At 64.0% G+C, this 16,621-nt stretch carries 10 protein-coding genes and 3 rRNA genes; 4 read left to right on the top strand and 9 right to left on the bottom strand.

The annotated features are described in order from the left end of the window. Positions 1-67: 67 nt before the first annotated feature. Positions 68-1,270 carry an acetyl-CoA C-acetyltransferase gene (locus IHQ52_RS12405; protein WP_006437876.1) on the bottom strand — a complete coding sequence of 401 codons (1,203 nt, stop codon included), beginning with the start codon at positions 1,268-1,270 and terminating at the stop codon, positions 68-70. 85 nt (positions 1,271-1,355) lie between these two features. On the opposite strand from IHQ52_RS12405, the gene mce reads away from it, so the two are divergent. Then, complete coding sequence (mce, locus tag IHQ52_RS12400; protein WP_006437875.1) at positions 1,356-1,850, top strand: methylmalonyl-CoA epimerase; 495 nt, start codon at positions 1,356-1,358, stop codon at positions 1,848-1,850. Between the two features lie 240 nt (positions 1,851-2,090). After that, the gene (locus tag IHQ52_RS12395) at positions 2,091-3,044 is read left to right on the top strand and encodes a coiled-coil domain-containing protein (RefSeq protein ID WP_040004948.1); all 954 of its coding nucleotides are present in this window, start codon (positions 2,091-2,093) and stop codon (positions 3,042-3,044) included. Between the two features lie 34 nt (positions 3,045-3,078). Here the strand turns inward: IHQ52_RS12395 and nucS are convergent, their stop codons facing one another. Both nucS and glsA read right to left on the bottom strand, forming a co-directional pair. Continuing rightward, positions 3,079-3,762, bottom strand: a complete 684-nt coding sequence (gene nucS, locus IHQ52_RS12390) for an endonuclease NucS (protein ID WP_006437873.1) — start codon at positions 3,760-3,762, stop codon at positions 3,079-3,081. Between the two features lie 126 nt (positions 3,763-3,888). Next, positions 3,889-5,322, bottom strand: coding sequence for a glutaminase A (glsA, locus tag IHQ52_RS12385; RefSeq protein ID WP_006437872.1), 1,434 nt, complete (start codon positions 5,320-5,322; stop codon positions 3,889-3,891). 141 nt (positions 5,323-5,463) lie between these two features. Here glsA and IHQ52_RS12380 point away from each other — a divergent pair, with 141 nt between their 5' ends. Further along, positions 5,464-6,330 carry a universal stress protein gene (locus IHQ52_RS12380; RefSeq protein ID WP_006437871.1) on the top strand — a complete coding sequence of 289 codons (867 nt, stop codon included), beginning with the start codon at positions 5,464-5,466 and terminating at the stop codon, positions 6,328-6,330. Positions 6,331-6,437: 107 nt separating this feature from the next. On the opposite strand, the gene rrf is transcribed toward IHQ52_RS12380, so the two are convergent. From rrf to IHQ52_RS12365, 3 genes are all read right to left on the bottom strand, one after another. Further along, positions 6,438-6,554, bottom strand: a 5S ribosomal RNA gene (rrf, locus tag IHQ52_RS12375). A gap of 114 nt (positions 6,555-6,668) precedes the next feature. Then, positions 6,669-9,798, bottom strand: a 23S ribosomal RNA gene (locus IHQ52_RS12370). A 471-nt stretch (positions 9,799-10,269) separates the two neighbouring features. After that, a 16S ribosomal RNA gene (locus tag IHQ52_RS12365) occupies positions 10,270-11,790 on the bottom strand. Together the 16S, 23S and 5S rRNA genes form the textbook arrangement of a ribosomal RNA operon. A 730-nt stretch (positions 11,791-12,520) precedes the next feature. On the opposite strand from IHQ52_RS12365, the gene mftM reads away from it, so the two are divergent. Continuing rightward, positions 12,521-13,396 (top strand): mycofactocin oligosaccharide methyltransferase MftM, encoded by an 876-nt coding sequence (gene mftM, locus IHQ52_RS12360; protein WP_238063491.1) that lies wholly within the window; start codon positions 12,521-12,523, stop codon positions 13,394-13,396. Here mftM and IHQ52_RS12355 read toward each other — a convergent pair. The 3 genes from IHQ52_RS12355 to IHQ52_RS12345 form a co-directional block, all read right to left on the bottom strand. Further along, positions 13,389-13,973, bottom strand: coding sequence for a MadR family response regulator transcription factor (locus tag IHQ52_RS12355; protein ID WP_238064286.1), 585 nt, complete (start codon positions 13,971-13,973; stop codon positions 13,389-13,391). The two genes, mftM and IHQ52_RS12355, sit on opposite strands and share 8 nt — an antisense overlap. Positions 13,974-14,056: 83 nt before the next feature. After that, complete coding sequence (locus IHQ52_RS12350; RefSeq protein ID WP_006437307.1) at positions 14,057-15,442, bottom strand: MadS family sensor histidine kinase; 1,386 nt, start codon at positions 15,440-15,442, stop codon at positions 14,057-14,059. Further along, positions 15,442-16,617: an iron-containing alcohol dehydrogenase gene (locus IHQ52_RS12345; protein WP_238063489.1), complete on the bottom strand. Its 1,176-nt coding sequence runs from the start codon at positions 16,615-16,617 to the stop codon at positions 15,442-15,444. The genes IHQ52_RS12350 and IHQ52_RS12345 overlap by 1 nt, the downstream gene beginning before the upstream one ends. Between the last annotated feature and the right edge of the window lie 4 nt (positions 16,618-16,621).

The raw sequence follows: 16,621 nt of genomic DNA, 5'->3' as shown, positions 1-16,621 counted from the left end.
CCCCATTGTGCCTGCCGGCGGAGACTTCTACGACAATGTGTCGTAGAAGTCTCCTTCAGCGGATCTCTCAGGCCTTCGGGACGCGGATGATCAGCGCATCGCCCTGGCCGCCGGCACCACACAGCGCGGCTGCGCCGACGCCGCCACCGCGACGCTGCAGCTCGAGCGCGAGGTGCAGGGTGATACGGGCGCCGGAGGTGCCGATCGGGTGGCCGACGGCGATGGCGCCACCGTTGACGTTGACCTTGTCCGCGTCGACGCCGAGCTGCTGGGTCGAGGCCAGGCCGACCGCGGCGAACGCCTCGTTGATCTCGATGAGGTCGAGGTCGGTGGGGGCGATGCCCTCGCGGTCGCAGGCCTTGGCGATCGCATTGCCCGGCTGCGCCTGCAGGCTGGAGTCCGGTCCGGCGACGACGCCGTGGGCACCGATCTCGGCGAGCCAGGTCACGCCCAGCTCCTCGGCCTTGGCCTTGCTCATCACCACGACAGCGGCAGCGCCGTCGGAGATCTGCGACGAGTTGCCCGCGGTGATGGTGCCGTCCTTGCGGAACGCCGGTCGCAGGCCCGAGAGCGACTCGGCGGTGGTGTTGGCGCGGATGCCCTCGTCCTCGGCGAACTGGATCGGGTCACCCTTGCGCTGCGGGATGGAGACCGGCACGACCTCGTCGTCGAACACGCCGTTCTTCCAGGCGGCGGCGGCGAGCTGGTGGCTGCGGGCGGCGAATTCGTCCTGCTGCTCGCGGGTGAAGCCGTCCTTGTCGTTGCCCTGCTCGGTCAGCGCCCCCATCGGCTGATCGGTGAAGGCGTCGTGCAGGCCGTCGAAGGCCAGGTGGTCGACGAGTTCGGTGTTGCCGTACTTGAAGCCGCCGCGGCTGCCCGCCAGCAGGTGCGGGGCCTGGGTCATCGACTCCTGGCCACCGGCGACGACGACGTCGAACTCCCCGGCGCGGATCAACTGGTCGGCGAGCGCGATGGCGTCGATACCCGACAGGCACATCTTGTTGATGGTCAGGGTCGGGACGTCCCAGCCGATGCCGGCCTTGATGGCAGCCTGACGAGCCGGCATCTGACCCGCCCCCGCGGTCAGCACCTGGCCCATGATGACGTACTGGACCTCCGAGGCCGGGACCCCGGACTTCTCGAGTGCACCCTGGATCGCCACCGCACCGAGGTCGACGCCGCTGAAGTCCTTCAGCGAGCCCAGGAGGCGGCCGAAGGGGGTGCGTGCGCCGGCGACGATGACCGTGGTGTTGTCGGCATTCGGGGACATGAAACGAACCTCCGGGGGGTGTGTTGCGGGGGAGCTACCGAGCGCCCGCTCTGTGCGCTCTTGGGCTCAACGCTACCGTTGTCTCATGTCTTCCCCAGCAACTGACCCCAGCACTCCCGCCGCCGCTCCCCAGGGCGCGACCGCACTGATCTCCGATCTGGTCGTGGCCATCGACCACGTGGGCATCGCGGTTCCCGACCTCGACGCCGCGAAGAAGTGGTACGCGACGCATCTCGGCTTCGAGACGCTCCACCAGGAGACCAACGAGGAGCAGGGTGTCGAGGAGGCCATGGTCGGCCCGGCGGACGGCGGCACGCTCATCCAGCTGCTCGCCCCGCTGAACGAGTCGTCGACCATCGCGAAGTTCATCGACCGCAGCGGCCCCGGCCTGCAGCAGCTGGCGGTGCGCGTGACCGACGTGGACGCCGTCATGGCCCGCCTCACCGAGGCCGGTGTCCGCGTCCTCTACCCCGCCGCCAAGCGGGGCACCGCGAACTCCCGGATCAACTTCGTCCATCCCAAGGATGCGGGCGGCGTCCTGCTCGAGCTCGTCGAGCCGGCCGCCGACGCCGCGCACTGAGAACCGACCGCCCGGCCCGAACCGAAAGCCGTTCGGGCGCTTACTGAATCCCTCCTCGTTCGCTCGCGGCCGGCACGCCGGGACGAACGCCGGCGCCGGCGCGTGGACGCCCTGGTGGATGTCCACGCGCCGCCGCCGGAGGCCGTGTCGCCGAGAACGCCGGCACCGGCACCGGCACCGGCACCGAGCCTGAGTCCGACCGCGCTTCAGGGTCCGGCCGTCTCCGATACACTGGCCCGCATGCCAGGTCCCGCACGGCAATTGCCCTTCGCGATCGTGATGCGCGGTTATGACCGTGAGCAGGTCGCCGACCATCTCCAGCGACTCGACGCCGAGCTGCGGGTTCTCGCCGCGGATCGCGACGCCGCCACCGCCAACGCACACGAACTCGCCGCCCATCTGGAAGAGGCGCGCGAGGAGATCGCCGAACTCCGGCGCGAGATCGACAAACTCTCGGTACCGCCGACCACCGCACAGGGTATGAGCGAACGTCTCTCGCGCATGCTGCAACTCGCATCCGACGAGGCCTCGGAGATGCGTGCCGAGGCCTCGGCCGAAGCCGCCGAGACGCTGTCGATCGCCCGTCAGGAGGCCGCCGACATGCGATCGGAGGCGGCCGCCGAGGCCGAGCGGATCCGCAGCGAGGCGCAGGCTGCGGCGAAGAAGCTCGTCGACGAGGCCTCTGCGCGCGCCCGACAGGTCAAGGAGACCGCCGCGGCCAACGAGTCCGAGTCGGCGCGTCTCATCGCTGAACGCACCGCGGCGATGGAGGCCGAGCACACCAAGACGATGAAGGCGGCCGCCGACGAGGCCCGCCGCATCGTGGAGAAGGCGAAGTCCGAGGTCGCCGAGCTGGAGGCGATCAGCTCCCGCGAACGCGCCGACGAACGTGAACGCCACGACGCCGAGCTCGCCGACCAGCGCGAACGGGCCCTCGACGAGGCCAATCACATCCGTCAGACGGCGCTCGACATCGCCGGCGAACGCCTGAGCCGATCCCGCGAGATGGCCCACGCGGCCGACCGTGCCCGTCAGGAGATCGCGGCCAACCTGGGTCAGCTCCGCGACAAGCTCGACGAACTGCCCGAGTTGCTGGCGCAGCCGGAGGACTCCGAGTACACCGTGCTCTCCGACACCGACGACCTCGAACTGCTCAATCGCAAGCTGTCGCCGGAAGCCCGCGCCAACGCCTGACCGGAGCTCAGATCGGCACTGCTCCGAGCGGAGCTCAGAAGAGTCGGAACTCCGTGCTCTCCGCACCGCGCAGGGCTTCGTAATCCAGCACGACGCAACGGATTCCACGATCCTCGGCGAGCGTCCGCGCCTGCGGCTTGATCTGCTGTGCGGCGAAGACGCCGGCCACCGGGGCCAGAGTGGTGTCGCGGTTGAGTAGTTCCAGGTAGCGCGTCAGCTGCTCGACGCCGTCGATCTCGCCGCGGCGTTTGATCTCGACGGCAACGGTTCCGCCCGCGGCGTCGCGACACAGCAGATCGACCGGCCCGATCGCCGTCATGTACTCGCGGCGAATGAGGGTGTGGCCGGCTCCCAGCGTCTCCACGTGTTCGGCGAGCAGTTCCTGCAGATGTGCCTCGACGCCGTCCTTGACCAGACCCGGGTCGATGCCGAGTTCATGGTTCGAGTCGTGCTCGATCGATGCGATGGTGATCCGGAGTTCCTCACCGGCCTTGTTGGTGACGACCCAGTACGCCTCCGCCGCGGTGCCGTCGGGCACGGCGGCCTCGGTGAGCCAGCACGGCGGGCTCATCCAGTTCAGCGGTTTGTAGGCGCGGTCGTCGGCGTGCACGCTCACCGAACCGTCCGACTTGATCAGCAGCAGGCGCTTGGCCAGGGGCAGATGGGCGGTCAACCGCCCGACGTAGTCGACCTGACACTCCGCGATGACGAGACGCACGAGCCCACCCTAGGGCATCGGCCGCGGCGAACTCACGCGCCCGCGCCGCTCACTGATCGCAGTAGTGCTTCAGCCTCAACGTCTCCGCGTCGATGACGGCATCTTCCCCCGGCATCGACGTGGAACTCACTGATCGTAGTAGTGCTTCAGCATGAACGTCTCCGCGTCGATGACGGCATCTTCCATCGTCGCGTGCACGTGTGGCAGTGCCGGATCGAAGCCCTTCAGGTCCGCCGGGGCGTCGAGGTCGGGCGCGGTGCCGTCCGCGCGGTGGCGGATCACGCTGGCGCGCACCACGCCGTCGGGATCGACGAGTGCGGCTCGGCGTCCACTGTCGTCGAGTAGCCGCTTGATGCTGAGGACCATCGTCCGCGCGACCGCATCGATGACACCGATACGCGAGATCTCCACGATGACCACCGTGTAGCGGTCGATGTCGGCCTCGAGGCGGCGCTGCACGCTCTCGGCTCCGGCGAACGTCAGGTCGCCCTGGAGTTCGTAGACACGGATCTTGTCGCGGCAGGTCCGGAGGTAGCTGCGCTCGCGTTCACTCCATTCGGCACTCACCGGGGTGTCGGCCAGGTCGTAGACCGAGCGGATCGTCACCCGGCTCTCGCGGGTCACGTTGAACATGTGCAGACCGAGGTCCTTCGATAGGTGCCGGCACGTCTCGACGCCGCGGACGCTGTTGCCATGCTCGTCGAGTCGCGGCGAGTACACGCCGATGCCCAGCTGTCCGGGGAGGACTGCGAGGATCCCGCCGCCGACGCCGCTCTTGGCCGGCAGTCCTACCGAGGTGACCCAGTCCCCCGCCCCGTCGTACATGCCGCAGGTGGTCATCACGCTGAGCAGACGCTGCGCGATCTCGGAGGAGAAGACCATGCGGCCGGTGCGTGGGTTCAGGCCACCGTTGGCGATGGTTGCGCCGATACCGGCCAGATCCTCGGTGGTCACGCGGATCGAGCACTGCCGGTAGTAGAGGTCGATCGCGGCGTCCGGATCGGTCTCGAGCGCACCGAAGCTGTCGAGCATGTAGGCGATCGCGCGGTTGCGTGAACCCGTGGCCGACTCGGAGGTGTACACCTCTTCGTCCATCGTGAGCTGCCTGCCCGCACAGCCCGAGTAGAAGTCGAGGATCTCGGCGAACGCCGCCTCGACGTCTACGCGACCCACGTCGCGGGAGGCCGGGAGCAGCATCGACGCCGCGAAGATGGCACCGGCATTGATCATCGGGTTCTTCGGACGGCGGCGATCGTCGACGCTGATCTCGTTGAAGGCCTCACCGGACGGTTCGACGCCGATCTTGGCGTCCACCGCGGTCACGCCGTGCTTCCGCAGTGCCATCGCATAGGTCAGCGGCTTCGACACCGACTGGATGGTGAAGGTCGCGGAGGAGTCCCCGTGCGAGTACGTGTATCCGTCATGGACGCACAGAGACAATCCGTATCCCTCGGGGTCGACCACGGCCAGTTCGGGGATGTAGTCGGCGACGTTGCCGGACCGGTCGTCGCGGACTTCGTCCATGATGTGACGGAGATAGCCGTCGACGAGGGATTCCATGGCCCAATCTAAGCGTGTCCTGCGGTGATCGGGTAGCCGACGCGATGGGGAACGCCACGAGGAACACAACAACCGTGAATCGGGCACGGACGTGACTAGGCTGGGCCCAGTGAGATCGCCCCGAGACAGTTGGGAGCACCGATGAAGCTGCTCGTCGCATACATCGCCACCTCCGGGGGCGAGGACGCGGTGTCGTTGGGTGCGTGCCTGGCACGCACATTCGACGCCGACCTCGAGATCTGCATCGTCATCCCGCCGGAACCGGCCGGTGCCGACGACGCGGTGGAGAGACTCTCCGACGCCCTGGACAGCGCGGCACGCCGCTGGCTCGACGAGGCGGCCGCACGTCTCCCCGATGACATCGAGACCACGACGACGATCGCCGAGCACGCCAATCCCGCCGAGGGACTCATCATCGAGGCACGACGCACCGCCGCCGACATTCTCGTGATCGGCGGAGCCGGCGGAGGGATCCGGGGCCGCCACACGCTGGGGACGGTCGTCAACGACATCCTGCATGCGTCGCCGATCCCGGTGGCGGTCGCGCCGCCCGGGTTCGCGCATCTGGGCGCCGACGAGGTTCGGGAGATCACCGTGACGATCGGAGACCGGCCGGGAGCTCCGCTGTTGTTCGAGACCGCGATCCGCAGCGGTATCCGGGCGCACCGGCCCATCCGGCTGGTCTCGATTCTCGCGATCGACGACATGCAGCCCTGGCGGAACGTCCCCGAGGACGCCGCGATCGAATCTGCCCGACGACATGCTCAGCGCACTCTCGATGAAGCGAGAAAGCAATTGCCGGAGCATTTCCCGGTGACCTCGACCGTCGCCCAAGGCGCCACGATCGAAGAGGCGATCGGGACGCTCGAATGGCACGACGGTGATCTGGTGATGGTCGGGTCGAGCCGGCTGGCCGCCCCGAACACGTTGTTCCTGGGCACCACCGCCGCGAAGATCTTCCGAGCGGTCTCGGTCCCGATGATCGTCGTGCCCAAGGGCTCTGACTGACACCGCTGCCCGAGCTGACTCTTCTGCTGCGCGAGTTCGTGGCATGTCCGCGAAATGCACTGTGGCCCTTCACGAACGGTGTCGTGAAGGGCCACAGTGGAAGTTGTGTTCGGCGGTGTCCTACTCTCCCACACTGATTAAGGTGCAGTACCATTGGCGCTGGAGGGCTTAGCTTCCGGGTTCGGAATGGGGCCGGGCGTTTCCCCTCCGCTATGGCCGCCGTAACATTGTGAAACAACCACAAACCGCTGGTGTTTGTTTGTTCGTGTGTTGTCTCAGAAGATGCATAGTGGATGCGAACACACCAAAACAGAATGTTTTTGTGGTGTGTGGGTGTTGTTGGTAAGTCCTCGGCCGATTAGTACCAGTCACCTGAACACATTGCTGTGCGTACAGTTCTGGCCTATCAACCCCATGGTCTGTAGGGGGCCTTAACCCCGCAAAGGGGGTGAGAAACCTCATCTTGGAACAGGCTTCCCGCTTAGATGCTTTCAGCGGTTATCCCTTCCGAACGTAGCTAACCAGCGGTGCCCCTGGCGGGACAACTGGCACACCAGAGGTTCGTCCGTCCCGGTCCTCTCGTACTAGGGACAGGTTTCCTCAAGTTTCTTACGCGCGCGGCGGATAGAGACCGAACTGTCTCACGACGTTCTAAACCCAGCTCGCGTGCCGCTTTAATGGGCGAACAGCCCAACCCTTGGGACCTACTCCAGCCCCAGGATGCGACGAGCCGACATCGAGGTGCCAAACCATCCCGTCGATATGGACTCTTGGGGAAGATCAGCCTGTTATCCCCGGGGTACCTTTTATCCGTTGAGCGACACCGCTTCCACTTGCCGGTGCCGGATCACTAGTCCCGACTTTCGTCCCTGCTCGACATGTACGTCTCACAGTCAAGCTCCCTTGTGCACTTACACTCAACACCTGATTGCCAACCAGGCTGAGGGAACCTTTGGGCGCCTCCGTTACCTTTTAGGAGGCAACCGCCCCAGTTAAACTACCCACCAGGCACTGTCCCTGAACCCGATCAGGGTCCGAGGTTAGAAGTCCAATACGATCAGAGTGGTATTTCAACAACGACTCCATGAACACTGGCGTGCCCACTTCACAGTCTCCCACCTATCCTACACAAACCGAACCGAACACCAATACCAAGCTATAGTGAAGGTCCCGGGGTCTTTTCGTCCTGCCGCGCGTAACGAGCATCTTTACTCGTACTGCAATTTCGCCGAGTCTGTGGTTGAGACAGCAGAGAAGTCGTTACGCCATTCGTGCAGGTCGGAACTTACCCGACAAGGAATTTCGCTACCTTAGGATGGTTATAGTTACCACCGCCGTTTACTGGGGCTTAAATTCTCAGCTTCGCTCCCCGAAAGGAACTAACCGGTCCTCTTAACCTTCCAGCACCGGGCAGGCGTCAGTCCGTATACATCGTCTTACGACTTCGCACGGACCTGTGTTTTTAGTAAACAGTCGCTTCTCTCTGGTCTCTGCGACCCACACCAGCTCAGAGAGTAAATCTCGTCACCAGGATGGGTCCCCCTTCTCCCGAAGTTACGGGGGCATTTTGCCGAGTTCCTTAACCACAGTTCTCTCGATCGCCTTAGTATTCTCTACCTGACCACCTGTGTTGGTTTGGGGTACGGGCCGTGTACCAACTCACTAGAGGCTTTTCTCGGCAGCATAGGATCATGGAATTCACCGCAACGGCTACGCATCACCTCTCAGGCTCACTGTGTTCCGGATTTGCCTAGAACACGCCCTACAGGCTTACACCAGTACAACCACTGACTGGCCCCACTACCTTCCTGCGTCACCCCATCGCTTGCCTACTACCAGCCAAGGTCCCATGCATCACCCCACCCGGCACCCGAAGGTGCTCCTGGGGGATCTGGATGGTTAGTACAACTGATTCAGCATGGGCGCGGATACACGGGTACGGGAATATCAACCCGTTGTCCATCGACTACGCCTGTCGGCCTCGCCTTAGGTCCCGACTCACCCTGGGCGGATTAGCCTGGCCCAGGAACCCTTGGTCATTCGGCGGCAGAGTTTCTCACTCTGCTTTCGCTACTCATGCCTGCATTCTCACTCCCACACCCTCCACCACTAGATCACTCTGTGGCTTCCACGGATGCAGGACGCTCCCCTACCCACCCACACACCTGGTTCACCATCCGTAAACGGAGAACGGGCTATTGTGTGAGTGCCGCGGCTTCGGCGGTGTACTTGAGCCCCGCTACATTGTCGGCGCAGGATCACTTGACCAGTGAGCTATTACGCACTCTTTCAAGGGTGGCTGCTTCTAAGCCAACCTCCTGGTTGTCTTCGCGACCCCACATCCTTTTCCACTTAGTACACGCTTAGGGGCCTTAGCCGGCGATCTGGGCTGTTTCCCTCTCGACTACGAACCTTATCGCCCGCAGTCTCACTGCCACACTCTCACTTACCGGCATTCGGAGTTTGGCTGACGTCAGTAACCCTGTGGGGCCCATCGGCCATCCAGTAGCTCTACCTCCGGTAAGAAACATGTGACGCTGCACCTAAATGCATTTCGGGGAGAACCAGCTATCACGGAGTTTGATTGGCCTTTCACCCCTACCCACAGCTCATCCCCTCCATTTTCAACTGAAGTGGGTTCGGGCCTCCACGACGTCTTACCGTCGCTTCACCCTGGCCATGGGTAGATCACTCCGCTTCGGGTCTAGACCCGGCGACTCAAACGCCCTATTCAGACTCGCTTTCGCTACGGCTACCCCACACGGGTTAACCTCGCCACCGAGCACTAACTCGCAGGCTCATTCTTCAAAAGGCACGCCATCACCCACCCCGAAGGCGCAGGCTCTGACGGATTGTAAGCGTCCGGTTTCAGGTACTATTTCACTCCCCTCCCGGGGTACTTTTCACCTTTCCCTCACGGTACTTGTCCGCTATCGGTCACCAGGAAGTATTCAGGCTTACCGGGTGGTCCCGGCAGATTCACAGCAGATTCCACGAGCCCGCTGCTACTTGGGAGAACATCACGCAAGACCATGTGTTTTCAGCTACCGGACTCTCACCGTCTACGGCAGACCATTCCAGGCCACTTCACCTAACACACGATTTTCTGACTCACGCTTCCACAGGCAGATGGAAGAAGATGAACCCCACAACACCACACACACAACCCCTACCCGGTATCACATGCGCATGGTTTAGCCTCATCCGCTTTCGCTCGCCACTACTCACGGAATCACTTTTGTTTTCTCTTCCTATGGGTACTGAGATGTTTCACTTCCCCACGTTCCCTCCACACCCCCTATACATTCAGAGGTGGGTAACACGACATCACTCGTGCTGGGTTTCCCCATTCGGACACCCTCGGATCACAGCTCGTTTGACAACTCCCCGAGGACTATCGCGGCCTACCACGTCCTTCATCGGCTCCTGGTACCAAGGCATCCACCGAACGCCCTTACACACTTACAACAACACCTACAAACCACCCCCACCACACAACCCGAAAGCTGCACACAACCCCAAAGGATCATGTTCGGCGAGGATCGAATGTAGACAACACAAAACATTCTTTCTGCTAAATCACAGACCAACAAAAAATTGTTGATTTGAAATAAAGATGCTCGCATCCACTATGCACTTCTCAAACAACACACACCATCCCACCACCCACACCTCCGCGCCCCATCACAGGACACCTCACCAGCATGATTGGCCGAACAGTTAGGTCAGAGACAACCCGTTGCACACCCGAAAGCATGCCGCGTGTTCTCTCAGAACCCCGATAGTGTGCGATGAACCCGCCGGCCTCACGACCCAGCAGCAACCCCCCAAACTTCCACAGGTGTGGAAGCGGTGAGCCTGTCTGATGTTTCACCCTCGAACACACACGCGCCGCAGAACATACGCCTGCAGAAACACGTGATGTTGTGTGCTCCTTAGAAAGGAGGTGATCCAGCCGCACCTTCCGGTACGGCTACCTTGTTACGACTTCGTCCCAATCGCCGATCCCACCTTCGACAGCTCCCTCCCACAAGGGGTTAGGCCACCGGCTTCGGGTGTTACCGACTTTCATGACGTGACGGGCGGTGTGTACAAGGCCCGGGAACGTATTCACCGCAGCGTTGCTGATCTGCGATTACTAGCGACTCCGACTTCATGGGGTCGAGTTGCAGACCCCAATCCGAACTGAGACTGGCTTTAAGGGATTCGCTCCACCTCACGGTATCGCAGCCCTCTGTACCAGCCATTGTAGCATGTGTGAAGCCCTGGACATAAGGGGCATGATGACTTGACGTCATCCCCACCTTCCTCCGAGTTGACCCCGGCAGTCTCCTGCAAGTCCCCGGCATAACCCGCTGGCAATACAGGACAAGGGTTGCGCTCGTTGCGGGACTTAACCCAACATCTCACGACACGAGCTGACGACAGCCATGCACCACCTGTACACCAACCACAAGGGGGGCTATATCTCTATAGCTTTCTGGTGTATGTCAAACCCAGGTAAGGTTCTTCGCGTTGCATCGAATTAATCCACATGCTCCGCCGCTTGTGCGGGCCCCCGTCAATTCCTTTGAGTTTTAGCCTTGCGGCCGTACTCCCCAGGCGGGGTACTTAATGCGTTAGCTACGGCACGGAACTCGTGAAATGAGCCCCACACCTAGTACCCACCGTTTACGGCGTGGACTACCAGGGTATCTAATCCTGTTCGCTACCCACGCTTTCGCTCCTCAGCGTCAGTTACTACCCAGAGACCCGCCTTCGCCACCGGTGTTCCTCCTGATATCTGCGCATTTCACCGCTACACCAGGAATTCCAGTCTCCCCTGTAGTACTCAAGTCTGCCCGTATCGCCTGCACGCCTACAATTGAGTTGCAGAATTTCACAGACGACGCGACAAACCGCCTACGAGCTCTTTACGCCCAGTAATTCCGGACAACGCTCGCACCCTACGTATTACCGCGGCTGCTGGCACGTAGTTGGCCGGTGCTTCTTCTCCAGGTACCGTCACTTGCGCTTCGTCCCTGGTGAAAGAGGTTTACAACCCGAAGGCCGTCATCCCTCACGCGGCGTCGCTGCATCAGGCTTGCGCCCATTGTGCAATATTCCCCACTGCTGCCTCCCGTAGGAGTCTGGGCCGTGTCTCAGTCCCAGTGTGGCCGATCACCCTCTCAGGTCGGCTACCCGTCGTCGCCTTGGTAGGCCATTACCCCACCAACAAGCTGATAGGCCGCGGGCCCATCCTGAACCGCAAAAGCTTTCCACCAAACACCATGCGATGTAAGGTCATATCCGGTATTAGACCCAGTTTCCCAGGCTTATCCCAGAGTCCAGGGCAGATCACCCACGTGTTACTCACCCGTTCGCCACTCGAGTACCCGCAAGCGGGCCTTTCCGTTCGACTTGCATGTGTTAAGCACGCCGCCAGCGTTCGTCCTGAGCCAGGATCAAACTCTCCATGAAAAAATAGCGAAACAAAACCAACACCCAAAAGGTGCCAGCGTTTCAACACAATCAGGAAAGCAAAACCTGACCAATCCAAAACTAGCAAAAACATGTGACACCCAGACGGGGCCGAGCGCCACACACAATAAACATCTACATCCATAAAGAATGCACGATGCCACAATATGGCATCAGACAATTCATCATCACACTATCGAGTTCTCAAAGAACACACACCCACCAGATACTCACCCCCACAAGGGCTTTCACCAGCAGACTTTGTTCTGACTTTCCACGTCAACCCCGTCTCCGGGGCAACTCTTCCAGCCTACCAGACCCGATCCTCAGTCCGCAAATCCGAAGTTTCTCGAACTCAGGGGATCTGGCAACCCCGCACACCTCATCCAAGACACCAAGTCTCGAACTCGAAGTTCGGGGGCGGTCTGCGCGAAGCCCGGTCTCCACTCCCCGGCCGGACCCTCTCAGGCCTTCCGGGGCGGCGCCGTGGCGCGCTGACTTGAAGAAAGTTACGCAACCGGATCGTCAGGGTCAAATCGCCTGGTCACCCTCGCCCGAGTCGGACATCGCCGCAGGTCACAGGTCGCCAGGCGACACCGAAACGCTCTGTCGCGTGTAGTTTTTCGCCGGGCCGGTCACTGTGACGTGCGCCGCAAACCGTCCGTTCGGACAGGTGCTCACCCCCGCTCGGACAGTTATGCGCAGGTCAGGATGTTTCTACGGTCGATTCATGACGACCATCGATCAGTCGACGACCTTCCCGGCTGCGGTTCTCGACCCATCCCGCGTACGCGGGCGTGTGCCTCGGATAGTCCGATCCGCGCTCGTCCCCAGGGGATTCGCCCGCTGCGGGCTCCTGTCGTGGCGTCGAGTGGCCGGCGTCCTCCAGATCGCTCATCCCTTCGACGAGGAGACGATCTCCGACTCGGTGGTCGTCGACGGGCTGGTCTCGCTGGTGGAAGCCGGCGTGTTGTCGGGTCAGGAGAACTTCGAATCCGCGGCGGTGGGCATCATCGGGACCTCCGCAGCCACCTCGGCGGACGCTTGGTCGGCGTTCTACGACAACTCGATCCGCGAACTTCGTTGCGGGGCTTCGGCCTTCGCTCCCGTGCACCGGCGCGCACGCTCACTCGCGACCGGTTCGTCGATCCTCGAGGTGGGCTCCTGCTTCGGATTCTTCGCGCTGGCCTGCGCGATGGACGGGTACGACGTGTCGGCCTGCGACATCTCACCGGGCGCGGTGTCGCTGCTCGCGTGCGCGTCGCGGCGACTCGGTGTACCGGTCGACGCCGTGGTCGGCGACGCGACCGCGCTCCCCTATGACGACGATTCCGTGGACACGGTCTCGCTCATCCACCTGCTCGAGCATCTCGACGCCCACGGTGTGGAGGCGGCGCTGTCCGAGGCGCTGCGGGTGGCGAGGCGCCGGGTGGTCGTCGCGGTGCCCTTCGAAGAGGAGCCCAGCCCCCACTTCGGTCACCGTCTCCGGCTGACCGAGGAAGATCTGCACAGCTGGGCGAACAGCGTCGCCCACTCCGGGGCCGAGGTGTTCGTCGACCACGGCGGCTGGCTGGTCCTCACCCCCGCGGACCCGCCGCTCAGATGAGTCCCCGCTTGCTCGCCGTGTAGACCGCATCGGTCCGCTTGGTGACCCCGAGCTTGCGGATGATGTTGCGGACGTGGAACTTCACGGTCGACTCCGAGATGAAGAGCGTCTCTCCGATCCGCTTGTTGGACATGCCATCGGCGAGCAGCCGCAAGACCTCGCGTTCCCGGTCGCTGAGGGTTTCGGTGGTCTCGGCCTCCCCGGAGACGGTCCGCAACACCACCGCCGCGCTGCGCGGATCGAAGGCACTGCCACCCGTCGAGACGGCCTGGATCGCGCGCACCAGTTCGGTGGTGTCGACATCCTTGACGACGTAACCCCGCGCGCCGGCGCGAACCGCCCGCACCACCAGGTCGTCGTCGAGGAATGTGGTGAGCACCAGCGCCGCGACCTCCGGGTGACGCTGTGCGATGTCCTTGATCAGGCGCAGTCCCTCGTATTCGGTACCCGCGGACAGCTTGAGATCCACGACCACCACATCCGGTCGGCACGCGTTGACCTCCGCGAGCGCGGCGTCGTGCGAGCCGGCTTCGCCGACCACCTCGACGACGTCCTCGCGTTCGAGGAGCGAGCGCATCCCCTCGCGGAGCAGGGCGTGGTCGTCGACCAGCAGTGTGCGGATGGGCCTGGCCTGCTTACCGGTGCTCGTCTTGTCGGTGCTCACGGCAACTCCCTGGTCGTGGTTCCGGGATCGGACGCGGACGGCGATCCCGCGCCCGTCGGCAGGGTCGCGGTCACTCGGATGCCACCCGCCCGTGACCGGCGGATTCGGATCTCGCCGTCGAGCTCGGCGGCCCGCGAGGCCATGTTCGCCAGGCCGCGGTGGCGTCCGGCGGCGAGGTCGCCGAGCGAGGCGGTCCGCAGGACGCGCCGTAGATGTTCGGGGTCGCCGACCCCGTCGTCGTCGACCGACAGCGACACCTGCTCCGGCGCATAGGTGAGAGTCACCGTGACCTCGTCGGCCCGAGCATGGATCGCGGCGTTGAACAGTGCTTCCCCCGCGATCCGGAGCAGCGCGTGCTGGACGTCGCCGGTCAGGTCGCGGGCGCGTCCCCGGATCCGGACCGCGGTGGTCAGGTCGGGCGGCATGTGCAGGGAGCACAATTCGGTCAACACCTCCCGGACACTCGGCGACGGGACGCTCGCGGCGTTGTTGAGCGTGTAGATGAACGTCCGCAGCTGCTCGACCGCTTCTTTCGTGAGACGGCCGGCCATCTGCAGCCGTTCGAGTGCCGCACCGTCGACGAGGTCGCGACACAGCTCGATCTGCACGCCCGCCGAGAGCACCGACTGGGTGACCGAATCGTGCAACTCGCGCGCGATCCGCGACCGTTCCTCGTTGAGGACGGTGGTGCGCATAGCGGCGGACAACTCACGCTGGGCACGCTCGAGCTCATCGTTTCGTTCGGCCAATTCCGCTGCGTGCCGGTGCGTTTCGGAGAACAGCTCGGCGTTGAGCAGGGCGACGATCGCCTGGCTGGCCAGGATCCGCAGGACCACGACGTCCGTCGGGTCGACGACGCGCTCGGACGGGGTCCACGCCGACAGGCCGCCGACGACGCTGCCGTCGAGTTCGACCGGGACATGGACGTGGTCGGTGGACAGGATCGGGCGGTGCAACAGCGGCTCGTGGCCGCGCAGGATGTCGTTGAGCCGGTTCAGCACCTGGTCGGGCAGCCCGTCGGGCGGAGAGGCGGTCGACGACCCCTCGAAGGCGTACAACCTGCCGCTGCCGGAGCTGATCAGGTGACGCGGGGCGGATCGCTCCAGGCGTCCGTCGGCGAGCCCGAACACGACCCACTCCGCACCCAGATGGTCACGCGCGGCCTCGACCACCGAGATGACCAGCGCCTCGGGCCCCTCGGCGGTGCGGACCAGCGCCCGCGAGATCCGTTCGAGAGCGCCGACCACCCGGCTCAGCCGGGCCTCGACCCCGCGGTACTGCGCGTAATGACTGCCCTTGACGCTGCGCAGACCGACGAGGCTGTCGAGATCGGACCGGTCGGGCTCCCGTTCGGGGTCGGGGCCCCGCGCGGCGCCGACCATCACAGTGCCGCCGCGTACAGGTCACGAATCCCCGCCGCCTGTGGTCGGCGCGGATTCGTGGTCATGCACGAGTCCGCGAGAGCGTGCGTGGTGAGACGATCGAGGTCGCCGGCGCGAACGCCCAACGGTTCCAGGGACTCCGGCATCCCGACCCGTGCACCCAGGCCCGCCACGGCATCGGCCAGTCGGTCGGCGACCATGCGCGCATTCCCGTCGGTGGACAGGCCGATCGCCCCGGCGAGGTCGACGAATCCGTCGGCGCACACCTCCGCGTTGTAGCGGATGACATGCGGCAGCAGCACCGCGTTGATCGCACCGTGGGGGGCGTCGCAATGCCCGCCGACCGGGTGGCTCATCGCATGGGTCGCGCCGAGGATCGCGTTGGTGAACGCCATCCCGGCCCGCAGCGACGCCAGTGACATCTCCTCCGCCGCGACCTTGTCGAGCGGGTCGTCGACCAGTCGCTCGAGATGCGTCCAGACACCGCTGATCGATTCCAGTGCAAGTGAATCCGTCATCCGGCCGTGCGCGAGCGAGACGTAGGCCTCGACGCAGTGGGTCAGCACGTCCATCCCGACCTGTGCGGTGACCTCGGCCGGCACCGTGGTGAGCAGTTCCGGATCGCTCACCGACAGGTCCGGCACCAGCGACCGGCCGATGATGGTGACCTTGGTGCGGCGCTGGCCGTCGTTGATGATGCAGAACTGGGAGACGTCGGCACCGCTCCCGGCGGTGGTCGGCACGGCGACGAGCGGCGGCAACGGCCGGCGGGCACGATCGATTCCCTCGTATTCCAGGATGTGACCGCCGTTGGCGGCGAGCACCGCGACCCCCTTGGCCGCGTCGATGACCGATCCCCCGCCGAGCGCCACGAGCCCATCCGCATCGTGCGCCTTGTAGGTCAGGAACGCCGCGGTGACCTCGCCGGCACGAGGGTTGGGCGACACGTCCACGAACGAGGTGGCGTCCAGCCCCGCCGCGGCCAGCCCCGACATCAGCTGCGAGTACCAGCGGGCGCCCTCGAGACCGCGATCGCTCACCACCAGCGGGCGGCGCATCCCGAGGCCCGAGGTGGCGAGCGGCACCTCGCCGAATGCGCCCGGGCCGAGCACGATCTCGGGGGCGTGGAACTTGGCGACATGACCGGGGCTGCGTCGGCGCGTGCCACCCTGCATCCGT

This window comes from Gordonia amicalis, assembly GCF_022059885.1.
Classification (GTDB): Bacteria; Actinomycetota; Actinomycetes; order Mycobacteriales; family Mycobacteriaceae; genus Gordonia; species Gordonia amicalis.
The sequence above is the reverse complement of the archived record's forward strand: the minus strand, read 5'-3'. Positions and strand labels throughout refer to the sequence as shown.